The 24,315-nt window shown below is 33.5% G+C and carries 15 protein-coding genes; 4 read left to right on the top strand and 11 right to left on the bottom strand.

The window, feature by feature from the left end; all coding sequences use genetic code 11:
• The first annotated feature begins 880 nt into the window (after nucleotides 1-880).
• The 3 genes from gyrB (at nucleotide 881) to secDF (ending at nucleotide 6,969) form a co-directional block, all read left to right on the top strand.
• Complete coding sequence (gene gyrB, locus LNQ81_RS11720; RefSeq protein ID WP_229946921.1) at nucleotides 881-2,821, top strand: DNA topoisomerase (ATP-hydrolyzing) subunit B; 1,941 nt, start codon at nucleotides 881-883, stop codon at nucleotides 2,819-2,821.
• Between the two features lie 77 nt (nucleotides 2,822-2,898).
• Entirely contained in the window at nucleotides 2,899-3,828 is a 930-nt protein-coding gene (locus tag LNQ81_RS11725; protein WP_229946923.1) for a malate dehydrogenase, read from the top strand.
• Between the two features lie 141 nt (nucleotides 3,829-3,969).
• A complete protein-coding gene (secDF, locus tag LNQ81_RS11730) occupies nucleotides 3,970-6,969 on the top strand; it encodes a protein translocase subunit SecDF (protein WP_229946924.1) in 3,000 nt (999 codons plus the stop codon).
• 145 nt (nucleotides 6,970-7,114) lie between these two features.
• Here secDF and LNQ81_RS11735 read toward each other — a convergent pair whose 3' ends face one another.
• The gene (locus LNQ81_RS11735; protein WP_229946925.1) at nucleotides 7,115-9,163 is read right to left on the bottom strand and encodes a M48 family metalloprotease; all 2,049 of its coding nucleotides are present in this window, start codon (nucleotides 9,161-9,163) and stop codon (nucleotides 7,115-7,117) included.
• A 159-nt stretch (nucleotides 9,164-9,322) separates the two neighbouring features.
• On the bottom strand, nucleotides 9,323-11,455 hold the full coding sequence (locus tag LNQ81_RS11740; RefSeq protein WP_229946927.1) for a class I SAM-dependent methyltransferase: 2,133 nt from the start codon (nucleotides 11,453-11,455) through the stop codon (nucleotides 9,323-9,325).
• A 194-nt stretch (nucleotides 11,456-11,649) separates the two neighbouring features.
• Here LNQ81_RS11740 and LNQ81_RS11745 point away from each other — a divergent pair, with 194 nt between their 5' ends.
• Nucleotides 11,650-11,841 carry a DUF4177 domain-containing protein gene (locus tag LNQ81_RS11745; RefSeq protein ID WP_229946929.1) on the top strand — a complete coding sequence of 64 codons (192 nt, stop codon included), beginning with the start codon at nucleotides 11,650-11,652 and terminating at the stop codon, nucleotides 11,839-11,841.
• A gap of 68 nt (nucleotides 11,842-11,909) precedes the next feature.
• Here the strand turns inward: LNQ81_RS11745 and lgt are convergent, their stop codons facing one another.
• From lgt to LNQ81_RS11790, 9 genes are all read right to left on the bottom strand, one after another.
• Nucleotides 11,910-12,839 carry a prolipoprotein diacylglyceryl transferase gene (gene lgt, locus LNQ81_RS11750; RefSeq protein WP_229946930.1) on the bottom strand — a complete coding sequence of 310 codons (930 nt, stop codon included), beginning with the start codon at nucleotides 12,837-12,839 and terminating at the stop codon, nucleotides 11,910-11,912.
• Between the two features lie 138 nt (nucleotides 12,840-12,977).
• Entirely contained in the window at nucleotides 12,978-13,202 is a 225-nt protein-coding gene (yidD, locus tag LNQ81_RS11755) for a membrane protein insertion efficiency factor YidD (RefSeq protein ID WP_229946932.1), read from the bottom strand.
• Nucleotides 13,203-13,251: 49 nt separating this feature from the next.
• On the bottom strand, nucleotides 13,252-14,727 hold the full coding sequence (cysS, locus tag LNQ81_RS11760) for a cysteine--tRNA ligase (protein ID WP_229946934.1): 1,476 nt from the start codon (nucleotides 14,725-14,727) through the stop codon (nucleotides 13,252-13,254).
• Between the two features lie 17 nt (nucleotides 14,728-14,744).
• Nucleotides 14,745-15,416: a GTP cyclohydrolase I FolE gene (folE, locus tag LNQ81_RS11765; protein ID WP_121965587.1), complete on the bottom strand. Its 672-nt coding sequence runs from the start codon at nucleotides 15,414-15,416 to the stop codon at nucleotides 14,745-14,747.
• 932 nt (nucleotides 15,417-16,348) lie between these two features.
• A complete protein-coding gene (locus tag LNQ81_RS11770; RefSeq protein WP_229946935.1) occupies nucleotides 16,349-16,816 on the bottom strand; it encodes a hypothetical protein in 468 nt (155 codons plus the stop codon).
• 178 nt (nucleotides 16,817-16,994) lie between these two features.
• Nucleotides 16,995-18,125, bottom strand: a complete 1,131-nt coding sequence (locus tag LNQ81_RS11775) for a cytochrome-c peroxidase (RefSeq protein WP_229946936.1) — start codon at nucleotides 18,123-18,125, stop codon at nucleotides 16,995-16,997.
• Nucleotides 18,125-19,612, bottom strand: a complete 1,488-nt coding sequence (locus LNQ81_RS11780) for a DUF6850 family outer membrane beta-barrel protein (RefSeq protein ID WP_229946937.1) — start codon at nucleotides 19,610-19,612, stop codon at nucleotides 18,125-18,127. Before LNQ81_RS11780 ends, LNQ81_RS11775 begins: the two co-directional genes overlap by 1 nt.
• 3 nt (nucleotides 19,613-19,615) lie before the next feature.
• Nucleotides 19,616-21,007 (bottom strand): DUF4876 domain-containing protein, encoded by a 1,392-nt coding sequence (locus tag LNQ81_RS11785; RefSeq protein WP_229946938.1) that lies wholly within the window; start codon nucleotides 21,005-21,007, stop codon nucleotides 19,616-19,618.
• 6 nt (nucleotides 21,008-21,013) lie between these two features.
• Nucleotides 21,014-23,743, bottom strand: a complete 2,730-nt coding sequence (locus LNQ81_RS11790) for a TonB-dependent receptor plug domain-containing protein (RefSeq protein ID WP_229946940.1) — start codon at nucleotides 23,741-23,743, stop codon at nucleotides 21,014-21,016.
• Between the last annotated feature and the right edge of the window lie 572 nt (nucleotides 23,744-24,315).

Below are 24,315 nucleotides of genomic sequence, written 5' to 3' on the forward strand. Positions count from 1 at the left end.
TCTGCGTTTTTTGTTTATTCTATATCCGTTTTCCCCATATCTGTACAGATATTATTTAGAATCCTACTTTTAACTGTACGCTTGTTACAATACTTATTTCTGAGCATTATCCCAGATTAGCATTAGTCAAATACTACAAAGCAACTCCTTGTCACATTTCTTTTACTTAGTTCCAAAAACATACTGTAGTATGCTTTACTCGGTACTTCTGCATTATTTTGTATAAGCTCTCTTTGTGTATATATTTATCGCATAATCGTGGATTATATCAGGCGTGTTATTCATTATTGTAATATTAGATTTAACCTAGATTTCTTGAATTTATTAATTAGGTTATAGTAAAAAAACAAAGAGGTATAAAATAGTTTTTTTTTAAATATGTATCTTTGCATAGTATTGATTTTAAGTATTCAGTATTTTTCTTTAGGCCAATCTTCTAGGCTGAAATTTAGGAATAATCAGAGAAATATACGTTAATAATATGGATAGCTATTTTTATGCAACCTTGGTTCGGTTGAGTCCATAGTGACTCCATTAAAAGCTTGTTTTAATGGAGTCACTATGGATATACGATGCTGTCAATCTACTATTATATAAAGCTATATAGTAACTTCGTAGATAGAAAATGATATTTGTCTTGGGGTAAGTGATATCATCTCTAATATTTAGAAGGTATAGCGAATTTGTTTTTTTTGGGTTCTTAGTGGAGTATATATTGTTTGTACTAATAATAGCTCATTTTGTGATTAAACTAATCTGCTTGCAAAAAGTATATATTTTTCGAAAAAGGAGTATGAATACAGTATTTTAAGATAGATTAGAGTTGATAAAGTCTATAGAATATGTTATATTTGTACGTTAGATATTTTAGATTATTATTATGAGCCAAGAAACAAATAAGAATAATTATTCAGCGGATAGCATCCAAGCTCTTGAGGGAATGGAACACGTAAGGATGCGTCCTTCGATGTATATTGGTGATGTAGGAGTAAGAGGATTACACCATTTAGTTTATGAAGTGGTAGACAACTCTATTGATGAGGCTTTAGCTGGTTACTGTGATACGATAAGTGTTACTATAAATGAGGATAATTCTGTTACTGTAGAGGATAATGGACGTGGTATTCCTGTAGATATTCACAAGAAAGAAGGAGTGTCAGCATTGGAGGTTGTAATGACTAAAATTGGTGCAGGAGGTAAGTTTGACAAAGATTCTTATAAGGTATCTGGAGGTCTTCACGGAGTAGGGGTATCGTGTGTTAATGCGTTATCAGACTTGTTAAGAGCAACTGTTTATAAAGATGGAAAAGTTTATGAACAGGAGTATTCAAAAGGGAAAGCTTTATATCCTGTTAAGGTTATTGGCGAAACTGAGAAACGTGGTACGGCGGTTATGTTTAAACCAGACCCTACGATATTTACTCAAATATTAGAGTTTTCTTATGATACTTTAGCTGGTCGTTTAAGAGAATTATCTTTTTTAAATAAAGGATTGAAAATTACTTTAACCGACAGAAGGGTTGTTGAAGAAAAAGGAGAGTTTAAAAATGAAATGTTTTTCTCTGAAGAGGGACTAAAAGAGTTTATCAAATTCTTAGATGGAAGCCGTGTGCCAATTATCGAAGATGTTATCTCAATGGAACTTGATAAAGGTGAAGTGCCTGTAGAAGTAGCTTTGATTTATAATGATACTTATTCTGAGAATATTTATTCTTATGTAAATAATATTAATACCCATGAAGGGGGTACGCATTTACAAGGTTTCCGAATGGGTTTAACTAGAACTCTTAAGAAATATGCTGATGCTTCAGGATTATTAGAAAAATTAAAGTTTGAAATAACTGGAGATGACTTTAGAGAAGGTTTGACAGCGATTGTATCTGTAAAGGTTATGGAACCACAGTTCGAAGGACAAACTAAAACTAAATTAGGTAATAGAGAAGTTGTATCTCCTGTTAGTCAGGCTGTAGCAGAGATGCTAGAAAGTTATTTAGAGGAACATCCTAATGATGCTAAAATAATAGTTCAGAAAGTTATTTTAGCTGCTCAAGCTAGGCATGCTGCTAAAAAAGCACGTGAGATGGTTCAGCGTAAGACTGTGATGGTCGGAGGAGGTCTACCAGGTAAGTTATCTGACTGTTCAGAGCAAGATGCTACGAAATGTGAAGTGTTCTTAGTGGAGGGTGACTCTGCAGGGGGAACTGCAAAACAAGGTCGTGATAGAAATTTCCAAGCTATTTTGCCATTAAGAGGTAAGATTCTTAATGTTGAAAAAGCAATGGGACACAAAGTATTTGAGAGTGAAGAGATTAAAAATATCTTTACTGCACTTGGTGTGACAATGGGAACAGAAGAGGATAGCAAGGCATTGAATATTGAAAAACTTCGTTATCATAAGATTGTGATTATGTGTGATGCCGATGTCGATGGTAGTCACATTGCTACATTAATTTTGACTTTCTTCTTCAGATATATGAGAGGTTTGATTGAGAACGGACATGTGTATATTGCTACTCCACCTTTATATATGGTAAAGAAAGGACAGAAAAAAGAATATGCTTGGACAGATGAAGAACGTCTTGAATTAATGGAACAAATGGGTTCAGGATCTAGTGTTCAACGTTATAAAGGTCTTGGAGAAATGAATGCAGAACAGTTATGGGATACTACAATGAATCCTGAGCATCGTACTCTTAGACAAGTGACAATTGATAGTTTACAAGAAGCTGATAGAGTTTTCTCTATGCTAATGGGGGATGAAGTTCCACCACGTAGAGAGTTTATTGAGAAGAACGCTACTTATGCTAAAATTGATGCTTAGTATTTAGATAAATAATTTAATTGAGGTCAAGCATTTTAAATGCCTTGACCTTTTTTTCAACAAAAAATATAAAGTTTATGAAAGTTACTATTGTAGGGGCAGGAAATGTAGGAGCTACATGTGCTGAAGTTATTGCAAATAGACGTATTGCTAGTGAAGTGGTTTTGGTGGATATAGCAAATGGATATGCAGAGGGTAAGGCTATGGATATTATGCAATGTGCATCTAATTCAAGTTTTGATACTATCGTAAAAGGATCTACTGATGATTATTCGTTAACAACTAATAGTGATGTAGTAGTTATTACTTCTGGTATTCCAAGAAAGCCAGGGATGACAAGAGAAGAGTTGATCGGTACTAATGCTACTGTTGTTAAAACAGTAATTGAAAAAGCTTTAAAACATTCTCCTGAAGCAATTTTTATAATTGTTACAAATCCTTTGGATACTATGACTTTGGCGGCTTTAAAGATTACAGGTTTAGATCGTAAGAGAATTATAGGTATGGGAGGAGCTTTAGATTCAGCTCGTTTTAAATATTTCTTATCTGAGAAGTTAGACAAACCAGTCTATGATATAGAAGGTATAGTTATAGGTGGTCATGGAGATACTACTATGATACCTTTGATTCGATATGCTACATATAAAGGAATTCCAGTTAGTGAATTATTGAGCTTAGAGCAACAAGAAGAAGTATGTAAATCTACGATGGTTGGTGGGGCTACTCTAACTAAATTATTAGGTACATCTGCATGGTATGCACCTGGAGCAGCTGTGGCTAATGTTGTGGAAAGTATTCTAAATGATTTTAAAAGAATGATTCCTTGTTCTGTTTTCTTAGAGGGAGAATATGGACAGACAGGCCTTTGTATCGGTGTTCCATGTATAATTGGTAAGAATGGAGTAGAGGAGATAGTAGAATTAGAATTAAGTGATAAAGAGCAGGAATTGTTCTTAGCAAGTGCTAATGTTGTTCGTGATACAAATAAAGAATTAACGAATATCTAGGAGTAAGAGTTTAAATGTTAAAATATAGGTTAAATAAATTGTTTCTTTTGTTGATATTCTTAACGAAAGAATTGGTTAATCATTGTCTATATCATATATTTGCTCGTTTTAAAAAAAGTAAATAATTAATTTTTAGTAATAATGCAAAACAAAGGACTCGTTAAATTTTTTGCAATTATCTTTGCATTGGTAAGTATTTACCAACTGTCATTTACCTTTGTTACCAGTCACTATGAAGATAAAGCAAAAGCTTTTGCTGGTGGTGATTCAACAAAAGAATTACAATACCTTGATTCAATTGGTAACCAAACGGTATTTCTAGGACAAACATTCAATGAAGTAAGAGCTAAGCAGATCAATAAAGGATTAGACTTAGAAGGAGGTATTAATGTTACGTTGCAAATATCAATCAAAGACATTTTAAAAGGTTTAGCTAATAACTCAAAAAATGCAACTTTCAATAAAGCTTTAGCAGAAGCAGAATCACAAAGACAAGGTAATCAAAGTTATCTAGATGCTTTTTTTGTGGCTTTTGACAAAGAAGCAAAAGGAAATGTAAAGTTAGCTTCAGCAGATATTTTTGCAAACAGAAATCTAAGTGAGATTACTGTTGGTATGTCTGATAGTCAAGTTAAATCTATTTTAGACAAAAAAGTAAAAGAATCTATTGAGAGTGCTTATCGCGTTTTTAGAGAGCGTATAGATAAGTTTGGAGTTTCTCAACCAAATATTCAAATGCTTGGAGATTCAGGACGTATCTTAGTTGAGCTTCCTGGAGCAAAAGATGTTGACCGTATTAAAAATTTATTACAAAGTACAGCTCAGTTAGAGTTTTGGGAGACTTATAAAGTAGATGAAATAGGAAACTATATCATGTCTGCTAATGAGTATTTAAAAACTACAGAAAAGCAATCTACTTCTAAGGATGTAGTAGCTGATAAAACTCAAGATGATAAATCAAAATCTGATGTAGAAGCATTATTAGGAACAGTTGCTAAAGATTCGATGGGGAATACAGCTAGTAAGGAGTTTAATCCTTTATTAGATTTATTTGCTATGGGAGGACAACAAGGAAGTCCAATTTTAGGATATTTCCAAACTAAAGATACAGCTAAGGTAAACTCATTTATAAATAGAGCAGATGTGCGTAATTTATTACCTGCAGATCAAAAGTATGCTCGTTTTGCATGGGGTAAACCTAGTAAGAAAACTCCAGATTTAGTGGAGTTGTACGCTTTAAAAACAAATAGAGAAGGTATTCCTCCATTAAGTGGAAGTGTTATTACTGGTGCTCAAGATGAGTATGATCAGTTTAGCCGCCCTGTGGTAGGTATGACTATGAGTCCTAAGGGTGCTAAAGTGTGGGAAGAGTTAACTGGAAAAGCCTATACAGAACATTCAAATATTGCAATTGTATTAGATAATATTGTTTATTCTGCACCAGGAGTTACTAGTGGACCTATTTCAGGTGGTAGATCTTCTATCTCTGGAGACTTTACAGTAGCTGATGCAAAAGATTTAGCAAATATCTTACGTGCTGGTAAATTACCTGCAGGTGCAGATATTGTTCAATCTGAAATCGTAGGACCTTCATTGGGACAACAAGCTATTGACGCAGGTATGTTATCAGCTGTAGCTGGTTTAATAATTGTAGCTGCATGGATGGCATTCTACTATGGTAGAGCTGGATGGTATGCAAACGTAGCTTTATTAGCTAACTTACTGTTCATGTTTGGTATCTTAGCTAGCTTAGGTGCTGTATTGACATTACCTGGTATTGCGGGTATTGTACTTACTATGGGTACTGCAGTAGATGCTAATATCATTATCTCAGAACGAGCGAAGGAATGTCTTCGTAAGGGGATGAGCTTGGCTGAGACGATTAAAGAATCTTATTCTTGGCATGGTGCTATGCGTCCTATTGTTGATGCTAACGTTACTCATATCTTGACAGGTGTTATCTTATTTGCATTCGGTTCAGGACCTATTAAAGGATTTGCTACTACATTATTGATTGGTATCGCTACTTCTTTATTTACTTCTATTTTTATCGCTCGTATCTTTATGGATAGAGATGTTAAAGCAGGTAGATCATTAGCTTTCTGTACAAGTGTAACTAAGAATTGGTTTACTAATTTCCATTTTGATTTCCTTAAAGTTAAGAAAGTTACTTATGGTTTATCATTAATAATTGTAGTTGTTTCTTTTGCTTCTTTCTTTGTCAATGGATTTGACCAAGGAACAGACTTTGTTGGAGGAAGAACATTCCAAGTTAAGTTTGATAAAGAAGTTACTGCTAATGAAGTAAGTGATAAGTTAGGAGAAGTATTCGGGGTAAATGTTGAGGCTAAAGTGTTTGGAAACAAACAACAGTTAAAACTTACTACTAAATATAAAGTAGAAGAAGAAGGTGCTTCAGTTGACCAAGAGGTTAACGAGAAATTATATGAAGGATTAAAAGGATTTTATTCTTCGCCAATGACTTACGAGCAATTCGTAAATGCTACAGAAGGTAAAACATTAGGAGTTATTCAAGCTTCTAAAGTAGGACCAAGTATGGCAAAAGACGTTAAACAAAATGCGTATTGGGCTGTATTAGGATCTATGTTAGCGATCTTCGTTTACTTAGTGATTTCATTCCGTAAATGGCAATATTCATTAGGAGCTATTGTATCTGTGGCGCATGACGTTATCTTCGTATTAGGTATTTACTCTTTAACTTACAAGTTTATGCCATGGCATATGGAGATTGATCAGCACTTTATCGCTGCTATCTTAACTGTTATCGGATATTCTATGAATGATACCGTTATTGTATTTGACCGTGTACGTGAGTACATCGCAGGTAAAACAAAAGGTGATTTCAACAAAATCGTTAATGACTCTGTAAATACTACATTATCAAGAACTATTAATACCTCACTTACTTTAATCCTTGTATTATTAATCATGTTCGTATTCGGAGGTGATTCTATTAGAGGATTTATCTTCGCGATGTTAATCGGTATTATCGTAGGTACATACTCTTCATTATTCTTAGCTACTCCAGTATTAGTGGATACGATGCCAAGAAAAGATAAAGAAGAAATTGAAAGAAGACACAAAGAAGCTCAAGAAGAGCTGTTAGCTGAGAAAGCTTAACCTTTGTAGATTAAAATATAAAAGCCACTCTATTTAGTTATAGAGTGGCTTTTTTTATGTGCAAAAAAGAGGTTTAAAGGTATTGTCTACTTACTATTTATGCTAGTGAAAAATTGTTGTAGCTTAATCGGCTTATAACTAATTCTTATAATAATGTAATTTGGTAATCTAGCACTCTTTTCTTCATATAAAAGAAGTGTTTTAAAGTAAGTACTTTAAATGTGTCAAGGCAGTTTATTAATGCTTCGAAACTTACTTCATTTAATTTGTTTCCATATAGAAAGGTCTTAGTATCTATAAGGTCATTAAAGTATTTAGCTGTCTCTAATGTGATCTCTTTTTGGTTGGCTTCTAGTTCTAATAAGAACTGCATTTCTTCTTTAAAAGGCTTTAAAACGATGTTGAGTTGATTGATTATTACCTTTGCTTTATCAAGATCTATGTCACCAGCTAAGTAAGCAGTTTGTTCCATGACTTGATTGTAGTACTCCATTCTCTTGTCATATCTCACATCCTCATCGAACAGGTCTTGATAGTAAGCTTTTAACTTAGAGTCTGTTTCTCTATGTTGCTGACCTTCTAGATGTAAGAAATATTGATAAACTTTAATATCATGTGATTTTAATCTATTCTCAATATCTTTTGTGTTTTCTATTAGATTGTTGTTTAGTTGTTTAAAATGCTTGTGTAGATATTTTTCTTTATTATAGTGTAAATACTCTATACCATTATTATCTTGGATTAGATCATTCATGGTTCTGTGGTCATCATATAGACCTGCTAATTGAAGAGAAAGTTCTGTGTTAACCATGTTATAGATCTCTAGATGATCTATTGGTTTTTCTATAAGAGATGCCGTTTCTAGGTCAAAAAGCTTAATATTGTTATAGTCGTAATAATGGCTATAGAATTTATTAAATGTGTTTTCTTTAATGTATTGTTGATAGTATTGCTTAAACTGTTCTAGAGTTGTTAGAGGTAATATTTTGTTTTCTGATACTTCATCAAAGAGTCTATCTGTGAGCATTACTTGTGTTTTAGTAAAGTCTTTAAATAAATGTCCTGCAGGGGTGAGATTGTCTTCTCTTTCGATTAAGTATAGTGATTTAAGTTTTTCTATACGTTGTAATGTGCTTGGGTGAGAGTTCCAGTGATCACTAAACTCTATTTTAGAGCGATTAAATCTTTTGGTATCACCTTCTTTTACAAGTGGTAATCCACCATGAAATTCACTGTCATTTTCTTTGCCTAATTCGGTTAAAATATAAGACTGTTCTAAAAATATGTTTTCACTTCTTGTGTGTTCTTTGATCTGATTAACGTAAATGTTTAACACAGAATCATATGCTTGATCAGCTAGTTCCATGCGATATAGTGAAGTTTCTAGCGATTTATAACCTACTAATGTAGCTGCAACTTCATCTGCATGATATTCCATTTGTTTAGATAATGCGAGATAACTCTTATTCACTAGACCATATAGTTGTATCAAGACCCATTTTATGCCTAATATAACTAATTGAATAATGAAGACTAGTAGGGTGATAAAACCGTGTATGTTGGAAGCTTTATTAATAAAGTTGTTATAGCCTTCATTGTCATAAAGCATATTAAAAATGATGTGATTCACATTACTGACATAACTCCCCATCTTCATACTTCTCTGTGAAAAGTGTCCAAATTCATGTGCTATTATCGCCTTTAGTTCTAGTTCTGTACACGTATTTATTAAGCCTAATCCAAGCATTAAGTTTTTTCGTACAGGCATAAACATGCTTAAGAAATTCGAATCATAAAATACACAAGCATTAACTTCATTGGTTAGATATATCTTTTTAGGAAAATCGACACCCACATCTATAACTATCTCGTTAACAAAAGCAAATAGCTTAGGTTCATCTTCTTTAGTTATTTCAACGTATTTTGAACGATTATATTTATTTGATTTAAAGGCAAACTTGATTAAGAAAAATAAGATTGATACTGTAAATCCTATAATTAAGATTCCTACAAACAGTGATCCAAATGTTGGTTTATTTGTTATAATAGCCACGCCAGCTTGTATTGCTAACCATACACCATAGATAGCTGCAGATAAAATAGTGATATAGAAAAGCAAAAATAAAATAATACTTATTATCGCTTTTGTAGCTGTGTTTTTAAATTCTTTCGATACTTCTATATTTTTATTCATCTTATTAAAGTTAGGCGTTCTATCTAGCTAATTTAACTCTTTTTAAGATTTTAAACTATGGTAATTTAAAGGTTTATTGGTGTGTTTTTTAAGGATTAAAGTAGTGGGAAATAAAATAGGGATGATGATCCCTATTTTCATGCATTGTATAGGTGTCTTTTACGATAAACTATGTTTTAGCCTACATAATGCTATGAGTAAATGAGCATCATCTATGTGGTCTAGATTAGAGGATAATTCGTTAATGTTAACCCAGCATAGGTTGTCTGTCGGAGTTTCTAGCGTTACTATAAAAGGATATACTTGTTCTGTTGTAATACCTATGCTAGGGAAGTATTTTTCTCCTAGTTTTGAGTAGTGTATTATATTGCTTTGTCCTATTTGTATTTGTTTGATAAAGTTTTCTAAGTCATAGAAGTTCTCTATCTCTTTGGGTAAACGAAATGCTGGAACTGTCACAATAGCACTATTACCTGAGTATAACTGTGGGATAGGTAGGCTTCTGATTTCTAGTCCGACATATATGTTTTCTTGACATTTATAGACAGGGATGGTTACTAATGTATTAGCACTATAGTTACTAGGGTATACAAATTCTAAAATAGCATTACTATGATTAATACCAACTTCACTAAAGTTAGCTCTACTTGTTTTTAGAAAACTTCCACTCTTATTGGTCTCTTCATAGTCTGTGTACTGTGTTGTAGATAACTCTTCAAATGAAGTCACTGCTATATTTTCTGTATCTTTTATCACTATGTTTTGTCCCAACCATTTAGGTAGTGGGATGTTTAGTTTTAAAAATAGATTATAGATGTTAAGTTCTAATCGAGCTTCTACTAACGCTCCTGTCTGAGCTGTATTTAACAATTGCATTGCATCATAATGCTGTAAATATCCTGAATCTGTGAAGCCAGAAAAACCCTCTCTTAAAGGGATATTTGTCTTGATAGGGTTATTTAACTCTAGGTAAATAGAAGTTACTTTCTCGTTTATACCACCTGGTGAAGTATAGTAGCTAAGTGCTGGAGTACTTGCTTTAATCATATTATATGCAATGCCAAATCTCTTGTGTAACTCTTCATAGATATCCTTATCTTTAGCAATAGCAATTCCTTCAGGAATGTATCCACTATATTTTTTGCCATCTATTACTGGGCTATCTGTAGCAATCGTAGTTAATGGACGAGGATAACCGTGTTTTGCTATGACTTTTAAGCCGTTAGTAGTCTTATAATATGGAATGATATCAGTAACACTATTTGGGCGAGCTACTACATCATATATTCTATTGTTTTTAGTATTGACATAAGAAGAGTGGATTAAATAAGGTCTTTCATTCTTTGGTAAATGCCTAGTTAGTTGTAACTCTTTGGCACCTGTTACTTTCTCTCCTGCGATAAGATAATTAGTAGGAGGGAAGCCTATTTCTTGGCCTTGTAGATTATATATTTTGAATTGATTCTTATAGCGATTCTCTATGATCCATTGATTGTATATAGGTGTAGATAGAATGATGCGCAATCCTAGTTCTTTAAAGACATTCTCAAATTCTCTTTGTGTGAAATAGCCGTATTCTTCTTGTAACTCGATATCCCAATTTGCAAAATAGTCCTTTCGACGAATGAACTCTACTACGTCTGTATAAAATGCCTGGAATCTTCTGGTATCAGATGTCAGTGTATCTAATTCTTCTATAGGAAAACCACGTTCGGTAGCAAGTGATCTCGCTGTTTTAGCAAATTGTAAAAAAAGGTCAGCATCACTTGGTCGATTACTTTTCTCCGTGGTTGATAGTTCTAAGATAACTACTTGCTGATCTACTTTGACGAAATCTCTTATGACCAGGACACCTTTTTCCTTAAGTAGCTCTACTTGTCTACCCAAGGTATTAAGCGCTCTGTTGTTGTCATAATCATTATATGAAGTGATATGATGTATGGCAGAGCAGTTAAAGAATCCACTGATAGTATTCTCTTCAAAAGTAGATAGTTTTTCTCCATCATCTTCTCTAAACGATAGATTAGGTAATTTATATAAGTCAGTAGCGATATCTACCATCTTAGGGTTGATATCCACACCTACTATTTGAAGCTTAGGAAATAACTGTGCTAATATAGCTGTACTTGTTCCTGATGCCATTCCTACATCCACAAGGATATTACCTTCTTTAGATTCAAAGAATACACTAGCAGATGCTACTTTCTCAATAGCAATAGTATCCATGGCCTCTAAGTATTGTTGATAGCTTTGTTTATCACCTCTATCTTGGGTGGTATATTTAGTTTGCATAGTGTCATATCAATTGTACCAGAAAAGTAATACATTTATCTGGTAATATATATCATGATTAAACTTTTGTTTCTTTACAGTCATTATAAGGTGTTAATTCTATAGCAATTAAATACAATCATCTAATTTGATAGAGTAAAGTAATAGTAGAGATTAATTAGCTATATTAGGGTATTATAAATAACTGAAATACTATGAAAAGATTTGAATACAAGGCAATACAACTTAAGCCGTCTAGTTTGTGGAGTTTTAATGTAAGTGTAGAAGAGGTAGAAGATGTTCTAAATGAGTACGGAAAACAAGGCTGGGAATTAGTCACTATGATAGATATAAATTCAACAGGAACAACTACAGGGTATCTCCTGTCGTTTAAAAGAGAAATCTAAGAAGTGTATTATACCAAAAAGAGCTAATCAATATTGACTAGCTCTTTTTGGTATAATGTTGAGTATTATTACTCGTATTTTCTGTTTTTTGCAGTTGCCCATAAGTAGATACCTACTAAGATGAACGGGATACTTAACCACTGTCCTGTCGATAATACATTACCTAGTTGATCCTCAAAACCACCTTGACTTTCTTTCATATATTCTACTACGAATCTCACGCTCCATAGTAGTACTAAGAATACACCGAAGATATACCCTAGCTTGTTACGGGCATCTGTTTTCCAATACATATAGTAAACAACTAAGAAAACTAATATGTATCCGAAAGCCTCGTATAACTGAGTAGGGTGTTTCGCTACTACTAGATTTAAAGCTTCAGTGAACTGAGGATTAGTCTGTATGGCGTCATACGCTTGATTATAATCATTAAGACCTGTGATCTGCATTGCCTCTCTAGGAGTGAATTTATCTCTGATAAAGCGTATTGCTAATGCACTAGTAGTCTCATGTCCTATAATCTCTGAGTTAAAGAAGTTTCCTAATCTCACAAACATTCCACCGATAGCAATAGGTAATGCTATTCTATCTAATGTCCATAATATAGGCTTTTGGACTATCTTCTTGCTATAAAAATACATTACAGTAATCACTGCAATAGCAGCCCCATGACTCGCTAGTCCACTAAAACCTACTATCTCAAACTTAGGAGTGAAACGAACAGGTGATATAATCTCGAATAAATGATCCTTATAGTATGCCCAATCATAAAAGAATACATGGCCTAAACGCGCTCCTACTAATGTAGCTAGTACAGTATATATAAATAATTTGTCTAGTTTCTCGACACTTTCTCCTTCTCGGTCATAGATTTTCTTCATTATAAACCATCCTAAACCAAATGCAATAACAAACATAAGACTGTAATATCTCAGTTTTATAAATCCTAAATCAAGTCCCTCTGAAGGGTTCCATACCATATGTAATGAATGTATCATAGTGTTTCTATACTGTTAGATGATAAATGTATGAAATAAACTTTATCTGTGAAAAAGTAATTAGTAATCAGTGAAAAGTAATTAGAAGAAAGTGACTAATCTTTTATTTCTTTATTTTCCTTTTTTGTTCGTTGTTCCTTATGGGACAGGATCATATCCTTTACCTCCCCAAGGTCCACAACTTATAATGCGTTTTATGGCTAGCCATCCTCCTTTAAAAAGACCGTGTTTTCTCAATGCATCTAGTGTGTACTGAGAACATGTAGGGCTATATCTACATGCTGGTGGAAACAAAGGGGAGATTGCTACTTGATAAAATCGAACAAGTAGGATAAATGGGAAGATTAGTATTTTCTTTATCATAATAGATCAAATGAGAAAAAGCTATAAGAGAACTTATAGCTTTTAAGTATTATAGTGAGAAGGAAGTACCTTCTTTACCGTCTTTTAATTGAATACCTATTCTAGATAATTCATCTCTGATGTGATCTGACATCGCGAAGTCTTTATTAGCTCTGGCTTCATTACGCATACCGATAAGCATATTCACTACACCTTCTAGTTTTTCGTTATTAGCACTAGTACCTTCACTATCCTCAAGCCCTAATACATCAAATACAAAGGCGTTTAGACTAGTTGTTAAGTCTTCTAAATCTGATGCTGTTATCGTTTCTTTATCTTCTTTGATAAGATTGATAAACTTAATTGCTTCAAAGATATTAGCAATCAAGATAGGACTGTTAAAGTCATCATTCATTGCATCATAGCACGATTGTTTCCACTTCGCTACATCAACAGAAGAATTGCTAGAAGTTTTTAAGTCTTTTAGCGATTTAATAGCTTCCATTAATCTTTGGTATCCTCTTTCTGAAGCTATTATCGCGTCGTCAGAGAAGTCTAAGATACTTCTATAATGTGCTTGTAAGATAAAGAAACGAGCTACTGCAGGAGCAAATCCCTTACTAAGAATAGTATTCTCTCCTGAGAATAATTCTTCAGGTAAAATATTGTTACCTGTTGACTTCGCCATTTTCTTACCATTTAACGTAAGCATATTAGCATGCATCCAGTAGTTTACTGGAGAGTTACCAGTAGAAGCTTCATTTTGTGCTATTTCGCATTCGTGGTGAGGGAATTTTAAGTCCATTCCTCCTCCGTGTATGTCGAATTGTTTACCTAGATATTTAGTACTCATCGCAGTACACTCTAAGTGCCATCCAGGGAATCCATCACCCCAAGGAGAAGGCCATCTCATGATATGCTGAGGCTCTGCGTTCTTCCATAATGCGAAGTCTAATGGACTGCGTTTATCAGACTGACCATCTAACTCACGAGTATTAGAAATCATATCTTCTATCTTACGACCACTTAAAATACCATATTGGTGAGACTGATTGTATTTCTCCACATCAAAGTATACAGAACCATTCACTTCATAAGCAAAACCATTGGCAATAATCGATTGAATAATCTCTATCTGCTCGATAATATGCCCTGTTGCTGTTGGTTCAATGCTAGGAGGTAGGTTATTAAACTGTTTTAGAATATTGTGGAAGTTCAACGTATATTTCTGAACGATTTCCATTGGTTCTATTTGTTCAATTCGCGCTCTTTTAGCGATTTTATCTTCTCCTTCGTCAGCATCATCCACCATGTGACCTACGTCCGTAATATTACGCACATAACGCACTGAATACCCTAAGTGTTTTAAATAGCGATATACCAAGTCAAAAGATATAAAAGTACGGCAGTTCCCAAGGTGTACATAGCTGTAGACAGTAGGCCCACATACGTACATACCTACTTTACCCTCATGGATAGGGTTGAAAACTTCTTTTTCTCCAGTGATGGAGTTGTACATTTTTAGTTGTTGTTCTTGATATAACATAGTTTAATTTATAGTGATTAGAACTTAGTTTCTAATTGGATGTAGTTTAAAAATTCTTTGCGAACATTCTCGTCTTGGAATTTCCCACCGAACTCAGCAGTTACAGTGCTACTCTCGATATCACGGATACCTCTTGAGTTCACACATAAGTGCTTTGCATCGATGATACATGCTACGTCTTCAGTATTTAATACACGCTTTAACTCATTTACTATCTGGATTGTTAATCGCTCCTGTACTTGAGGTCTTTTTGCATAAAAATCAACGATACGGTTCATTTTAGAAAGGCCTACTACAGTACCATTAGAGATATAAGCTACGTGAGCTCTCCCTACGATAGGTAATAAATGGTGTTCACAAGTAGAATAAACAACAATGTTTTTTTCTACTAGCATTTCGTTATACTTATATTTATTGTCAAATGTAGAAGCACTAGGTTTCTTAGCAGGATTAAGCCCACCGAACATTTCTTTTACAAACATCTTAGCTACTCGATTAGGAGTCCCTTTAAGACTGTCATCTGTAAGGTCTAATCCTAAAGTGTTTAAGATGCTTTCTACATCTTTCTTTATTGATTCTATTTTTTGGTCATCTGTAAGGTCAAATGCGTCACTTCTAAGTGGAGTAGCATCACTAGATGCGATGTGGTTGTCTCCCATTTCGTCGTGAAACTTTTCGTCTGTATTCATTCTATTTCTTTTTAATACATATTGTTATAACTCGCTACAAATATAAATAATTATTATAGATATAACTCCCCGCTTATTTATAAATAATCTACGTCTAAGCCTAGTGAATAGTTAAAGTTTGGCCACAGTATTAGTTCTAGGGATGTTTCTAACATTTGATACTTGGTTTCTGAATGATGTTATATAGCAGTTGTGATAGTTTATGAATAGGTGCACCATATTGTGTGCTGTATTAGTTTTTTGCGCTTTACTCCAGACTACCATTAATAAATACTACATATCAATTTTACTTTATAGCCCTTTCATTAGCTCTTTTACCATACTATAGTGTACTTGTATCTACTTCAGATCAATCTTGTATAATTACTTTTAATTTATATGTGTATCGCTTGTTGTGAGTTTAGAATGAAAAATTTCAATAACTTTTTATTTGAAGTTAATTAGAGTATAACACATTTTAATCTAAACGCTCAGCTGGTGATAAGTTGCCTATCTATATGAGAAGTCTTCGTAGAATATAGTTTCTCTGCCCACCATTTAGGGCTAATACACGAGTAATTATTGAGCAATTTACCATTAATATTGACTTTTGTTGGGATTGTGACGCGACTCTTATAAAGAGAAAAAGTAGAAAAGAAGTGTTAGTGCTTTATTATTAGCTGTTTATGTTGTTTGTTGTTTAAAAAGAACATCTTAAAACTTCAAATTTCGGACAATTAGAAAAAAAACAATCTATCAAAGGTTTAAGTGGGAAGTGATTATAGTGGGATTTGGGGAGTTTAAAAAAATAAGTTGTTATTTTTAGATCGAAACTTTTTGGATTTTTTGATGAAAGAGTATTTTAAGAATGAAGTTTATGCCAAGATTACATGGTTAGGAGAGAGAGAGTATAATTAAAATAAAAAAAGTGATGGTAGTCCATCACTTTTTTATTATTTCTTGGTAACTTCTTTTGCTTTTGTTATCTCTTTTGCTTTAACTCCTTCACTACCTTTACTCCATTTAGAAGGATCTTCTTTAATGTCTAAGTAGTATTCGAACAACATTTTAGTCAATTCTGTTTCTACGCGTTTGCCTACAAAGTGTTTATTCATCGTGAAGTAACCATAGAGCACACCATCTTTCTTAACAATAGGAGGATTATCAGCATGTATATTCCATGGAGAGAAACTGCTAGTCTGGTCTCCGTATATACCATATCTATTCCAGATAGACTTAGGGTTATAAAGATTGCCATAAGTACCATAAGAATTCCAGATGGATTTAGAGTCTTTAGCATCACAAGTTAAACAACCTAGGTATTCTTCTTTGCCATCATTCGTATATAACTCAAGTTTTTGAGCGAATGTATTCACTGTAAAGAGCACAAAAAATAGTATGTAAGTAAAGTGTAGTTTCATGTTTTATAATTTGTCGGCAAAATACGATTTTTTTAAAAAATATGTAAGTCAAATTTCGCCATTATGTTTTAAAAACGGTTAAAAGATAAATTTATTTGATAAATGGTGTTTATATCACATATTAAAGCTCAATATTACTTAATCAAAGGCAAGGTATATAATTAGTTTATGTGATTTTTTATCTAGGTAAAATAGGTTTCTCTATAAGCATTGGTTCTGAAGAAAGGGCTTCTAAGAAAGCAATGATTGCGAGTTGTTCTTCTTTAGTTAATCCCAATCTTTTAATAAGGGGAGAAGTTACAGGGAATAACGAATCATTCTTATATTCTTCTCTTCGATGAGGAATATTCATTCCTGCATTATACATTCCTATAACACTCTGAATATTAGGAAATATTCCTTGGTGAAACCACGGTGCCGTATGCATCACATTACGCAGTCCTGGAGTTTTCATCTTACCCACATCAGAGGCTTTATGTGTGACGTTATATCTCCCGAGATCTTCTCTTTTTCGCTTGTAGAAAGTAAAACCTTCATTGTGATACTGTAAGTCAGTGAAGTAAGGTCCACTGTGACAGTTTATACACCTAGCCTTGGTACGAAACAAGTGTAAGCCGTGTACTTGCTGATCTGACAACTTGTGATAATCTCCATTTATAAAAGCATCAAATGGAGTAGGATTAGAGACAATCGTCTTTTGGAATAACGCTATTGCATCTAGTATTTTATCTTTCGTTATTTGATTGTTTCCATATGCTTTTTTAAAGTGTTTTTTATACCCTTTGATCTGCGTTATTTTAGTAGGTAGTTCATTTATGTCTTGAAACATCTCTACGTGATTTTCGATAGACATTATTTGTTGTTCCTGTAAGCTATTTGCTCTTCCATCCCAAAATAACTCTTGTTGTATCCATGTATTCTCTATGCTTGGGGTATTGCGCGTTCCTACTAATCCCTGATGTCCGATGGCTAGTGTCTGTTTATCTGCCCAATGTTCTTTATCAATATGACAGGTAGAACAAGAGATTTGATTAGAGGAAGACAACCTTGGATCATAGAACAGTAACTTACCTAATTCTACTTTATATATATCTTCTTTAACTACAACAGGAGGAGCGAGTAATACTCCTAGTTCTTTAAAAACAACTGTACTATCTATAGTTGCAGCAGGCCATAGGGTACTGTTGCGCTCATAAGCCTGACGTAGATCTTCTATAGATTGGTATTCTGAGTAGGTATATGTTAGTTTGTGAAAATTTAGAAATAATAGTGTAAATAGTAATATAGCTAGATAGATAGCCTTGTTCATTATAAATATAGTTTTAAGCTGAGATTAATACTGCTTCGGTCCAAACCATTTGATTTTAAGAAGTGGCCTGATACAGAGAAATAAAGGCTGTATTGGTTAAGCCACGTTTTGTTTCCGTATCCTACTTCACCCTGTAGTCCCCATGCATTATTATTGTTGTAATAGTAGTTAGGTATAATTACACTATCTGTAAAATTAGTGTGTTGCGTATCAGGTATGGTCAGATCATTTACTAGTTTCAACTTATATAGGGGAGTGGCACTAATTTGATAAAAGTGACTTTCATGTTTAAATATCGTGTTGATTATAAGTTTATTTAATAGTTGCTTTTCATCACTGTATACTCCGATAGCATAGTCTTTGCGGATAGTAGAATAAAGTGTGTGATCTAATCCTATCTGTATATCTGTATCCTTCCATAGATTAGTAAAAGAAGTTAATAGCTGAGTATTAAAATTGTAGTGATCGACTTTATAATTCAGCCCTTCTATCTCTCTAAGGTTTTTACCATCATAGTTGTTATACTTTAAGCTTAGTTGATATTGATTAGCATCAGAGGGTGTATAAGTCAACATACTTTGTACTGTGAGTTGCTTATTTTTAAACCGATTATACACATCAAAACTCTGCTTATACTTATTTAGTTCAGAGTTTTCGTCATAATGCGTTATCTTAGCAAATGTTGCTACCTCTAATTTGTCACCTGTATAAAGGTGCGCTAGCTTATATGAATTCTCTTTTGCCTTTCTATCAAGTAGAAGATTCTGATCACTCAATACAATATCTCCGTATCCTAAACTAATGTTTAAGAAGCGATCTTTATACTGATTGCTACTCTTGTATTGATTGTTTTTATACATGATGTTATTTTCCTCAGTTACCTTACCATAGGCAACACCTAATCCTATTGCGTGTTTCTGTATCTTCCATGCAATATCTGCTTTATAACGGATAAAGTAATTCACTACATCTGGTCTAGGATCATTATTACCCGTAGTCCAATTATAATCAAAGTCAAGACCAAAACCGATTGTTAGTTTTTTGTTCACTAACTCATAACTAAACATAGTATTGGCTAGATACTGTTGGTTCTGAAAGTTGTTAGGGTGATTAGCATAGAAGTAGTAGGGGTTAAACTCATCTTTTTTCCCTCTAAGATCATTTGCTAGTTCGTTCTCAAAAGTCTTTCCATATACAAAGTTTCCATACGCCTTAAACTTATATATATCAGTATATCCCTCAGCAGAGAACTTAAAGTCCTTACTGTCATTAGCTTCTTGACTTTTTTTGTAGTCTCCTTTTGTGTTGTTATAATCCACGGCTAAACGTCCAAACTCACTAGTCTGATTATTTAGAAACAGAATGTGCTCTGGTACATAACTACGTTTATTCTTCTGTATTAACCAAAGGTCTAAATGCTCAGAATGGTTCTGAGCATTTAGCATTTGAATTAAAAATAGCGTTATGAAGATATATAATTTTCTCATGTATTAATTGGTAAAAGAATCTTCTCCTTTAGATGCTACTGGTTTATTGATTACTACGAAGTCTTCTGTAGAGTTATCTGTATCTTGTAATACACGACGTCCATTGTTTAATCTATATCTTGTTTTTCTTAATAAAGATTGACTAGAATAAGTTCCATTAGGAGCGAATGAGCTACCTCGGTCTACAGATACAGGTACTTTACGTGGAGCAACACGACTCTCTGTAGAGTGTCTTACTTGTACTCCATCGATGATGTATTCCACAGGTATTCTTAAGCACTGTGTAGAGTCGTTACTCTTAGGAGCTTTGATTGTAGGGAATGATTCTACAGCTACATCTTTCGGAAGTTGTATGAGTAATATTCCATCATCTGTAGCGAAGCGCATCGCTAAGTCACTCTGTTGTGCTGTTATTACTTGCATTTTATAAATACCTAGTGTGTTTAAGCTATAACGGTATTTAGCTTGCGTAATATCAACACCATATTTTTTCTGAAGGTAATCTAAGATATAAACGTCAAAGTCTGCATTACTTAAATCAATAGTTTTGGTAGGGTCAACTAATTTAGAAGATTCATTTGTAAGGAAGTTCTTAGTGTGATCAATAGCCGTAGAGGCTACGATGATACTTTTACCTGCTTCGATAGGGTGTTGTGTACCACTTCCAGGGAAACGCAATACTTTTTTTGCATAGACATAATCGTTGTTTAGATTACCACTTCCTGAGTTTTCTGGAGCTTTTGACCAGTCATATTGGCGAGAAGGTAAGTAACTGATGTCGTTGGGTCCTGTAGCTTGTCTATTTGTAGTGTTGTGAAGCATCGCTACAATAATACCATCTAAGTATAGTGTCTCAGAACTGTTGTTATAGATTTCTAGAAACTGATCTCTATATCCTGAACCTTCATTTATACTTGATCCCGCGTAGAATATTTGTTTAAAGATTAGTCCAGATGTACTCATCTTATTCATCTGTAGTTCGATCTTGATATCCTTAGCGTCATTTACAGTTAGGTTATCTATGTTAGCCGTAAACGTAATAGAGTCTTCTTCTATCTTTTCTTCCTTGCTATTACTAGCATCGATTAGTTGATTATAAGCTTGTTTACTCATTGTCAGTTTAGCGATGATGTTATAGTTACCTACACGTAGATTAGCAGACGCAAGACCTTGTTTATCTAGTGTGACTGTGTTTTTATTTCCATTAGCTCTATTGGTAAATTCTATTGTAGTTCCCTCTAGTGGAATAGTAAGGTTTGTATTTGTTTGTGAGACTGTAGTAATGAAGTTGACATTAAGTGTATTAGCGAAGTCGCTAGCATTATCATCTTTACTACAGCTAGTAGTAAAGGCTATACTTACGATAGCAAGTAGTAAAAGTAGTGTATTTCTCATCTTGTTTTAAAATTTAATTGATATAGAACCTGTTATACTAAATGGAGCATTATAGTTTATAATAGACCTTGTTCCATCAGATAACTCTTTCTCTTTGTTTATTCTGATATTAAAGAAGTTGTACGTATTTATACCTATACGGATGTTTTTGCGTATTTCCTTAGTTGCATTTAAGTTGATTACGTAGAATGTTGGTTGCTCATAATTACTACCTGCTGTAGATATCGACTGTTTTATATCTTCAGGCAACTCAACTTTAATTGGTTGCATTGCGATATCTAAGTACTCATTAGCATACTTCTGTTCTGTATTAAAGCTCTTTCTAAACCAAAATACATCACTGTTCATCGTTAGTATAAATCCTATCTTAGGGATGTGATATGTCAATCTTAACTTACTCATTAGAGAAAGTGATTTGGTCTTATTAGGATAGAAGACAGTATAATACACACCGTAGTCTTGCTTGTAGTTTTCTTCTGTTACCTCGTTATAAGTAGGATTATTATCATAATACTCGCTGTATGAAAGACTATTCGATAGCGATAAATACATATTTAGAGGTTTAATCTTTTGGGTAGACATAGTCCAGTCAAAACCATATGACTTAGAGCGTACACTATTTGTCATACGGCGTATGCTATAATTCGTCAGTGTCTTATAGTTACCTGTATCTTCATATTCTATAGGCTTTCCTTTTTCTAATTCACCTATGATCTTATACTCAGGAACATCAATAGGAAAGAATTCTTTCTTGACTCCAAAACCATCTTTATTATCCTTAAAATATCCAAAGAAGCTATTCGATAAAAACTTATTCGTGAATGTATATCCGATCTCAAATTGGGTAGATGTAGAAGGCTTTAAGTGATTATTGTCACTTTCTACTTTTACTGTCTTGACAAGGTATAAGCTATTGGTAATATTCGAATCATCAAAGTAATTTAACAATGGGAAGTCTAACCAAATAGGAGCAGGGTAGCGGTGTGCTAACGAAGGCGCTTTAGTAGAGATACCATATCCTAAGGTTAATCTACTACTAGGAGATACTTGGTAAGCTAAGTTGATTCTTGGCTGGTAGCTGGCCTTATTATTCTGTACATCCATACGGAACCCTAAGTTACCATCAATGGGCTTATCAAATAGATACCACTTAAAGTTGTCCATAATGTAAGCACCATAGTTAGTCTGCCCTTCATTCTTTCTGAAGTCGTAAGGACGCTCATTTTGATTGTTGTTTTGAAACCAACGTGGTTGGTCAGCTTTATAGATTGTACCCTTTCCTAGATTGTCGTGGTAGTTTACTGAAAATCCTGCTGTGATAAGATGTTCTAACTTATTACCGAATGCATCAGAAGAGATACTAAGTGTTGATCCTAAACTTAACGGTCTTCCTTGTATTTCCTCTACAGCGATATATCTACCATCTACATAATATCCCTGATAGACGCCTGTAGTATCTCTGTTGGCGATAGGGAAAGGGCCTTTGTTAATCCTTTCTTGATTATAGGTATTGCTAATACCGTATGCCCCATTTATATTTAAGTTTAATGATTTGATAACCCTTGAGTTCAACTGTACAGTTGTTCTATTAGACCATCTAAAGAATTCGTCTGTTGCCTTTAGTTTACGGCCTTGCTGATCATCTGGATCTTCCCGTACCCCGTCCATTCTCTTGCTAAAGCTTAAACTTAAGTTGTTTTTAACTCGAGGAGAGAATGATTTAGTCCACAGTACACTTTGATTTATTCTATTGTATTCTTTGATTTTATCTCTAGGGTCATTGTTACTTTTAGAGTAATTCATTGAGAAGTTAAGTGCTCCCCATTTATTAGGCAGTCCAAATCCCTTAGATAAACTATATGAGGTAGACCCTCTATTGATATTCGTAGTGAAGCTATACGGTGTCTTTCCTGCCTGTTTATTAATGATAATAGCACCATCTGTTAGTTCTCCATACTTCGCAGAAGCAACCCCTTGTACCACTTCGATACTTTCAATATTCTCCACAGGTATTTCACGTAAGTCAACCCCTTGATAGGTAAGGTTAGCTATACTACCTACATTCGCACTAGTAGTGATACCAAACTGATTTAGACTTCGTGCCTGCATATTTGCATCATTTGATATCGTTACATCATCTACGATGATAGCTACTCCGAAGGAGTTATTCATAGACTGTAACGTACCGCCAGTCATCTTATCAAAGCTAGCTCCTCTAAGGTTAATCGTCTGGGCTGTATTTAGATTAGGAGCTACAGTAGCGTGACCAGGCAGTGTATTTAAGACATCCTTTAAACTGAAGGCTTGCGCTTCACTAATCTTCTCTTTATCGATGACTATCGCAGAGTTAGAGCCAGATTGGGCTTTTAAGATAGGAGCTGTAATATTGATCTCCTCTAAGGTGATTGATAGATCTACTAACGTAAAACGATGATTATAAGCGTTAAATGCTTTTAAGTCGGAAATGAAAACAGACTTTTTATTGGCGTAGTTGATGCTAAACGGTTCAAAGTCTTTCTTAATCGTAAAAGAGAATTCCCCTTTACTGTTAGTATAATACACTTCATTGTTATTCAGTACAATAGAAGCAAATTCTAAGGGAATACTTTGGGAGTCTATGACTGTTCCTGTAAACTTTTTAGCATTCTGGGCGACACTATTTCCCGCAAGTAGGAATAGAAATATGTAGATTAAGTAATGTGAGAGTAACTTAACTACATTTGATAATAATTTCATTATTTGGACTTAATTAAAATAGTAGTGCAAATGTAGATATTATCCCAATAGTAAAAATTCAGTTAAAATAGCTGTGTTGTTTATTTTATTTAACTTATTGGTAATTAGGTAAGTGTATTTTATTAATGAAATTGAGAGTTTAGAATGATTTGAATTACTAATTAATTATATTAATTCTAAATAGAGTTATATTATTTAGAATAACTCTAATATAACAGGTGAAATAAGAAATATTCACAAAAGTGAGATTAAGTGTCTGTTATTGTCATTTTAGTTGATTAAATCCAGTATATATAGTCTGTATTATGTCATAATGTAGGTCTTTAATTATAATGAAAGTAAATAGAATAGTAAAATAAAGGAGTTGAGATATCTTATGTTAACCTTGATTTAGATAATAACGTATTTTAAAAAATATAACTAGTCAAGTTTCTCTTTTTCGAAAATGTTCATTTTAAATTTGTACTTTTATTTGTCCTAATGACTCCTATTTCATTAGAAATCAATTGTACTAGTCCAAAAAAGGATTATAGTTTCTATCTTATTACTTATCGCAAGATAAACTTAGTTTT

The sequence above is a fragment of the Myroides oncorhynchi genome, from assembly GCF_020905415.1.
Classification (GTDB): Bacteria; Bacteroidota; Bacteroidia; order Flavobacteriales; family Flavobacteriaceae; genus Flavobacterium; species Flavobacterium oncorhynchi_A.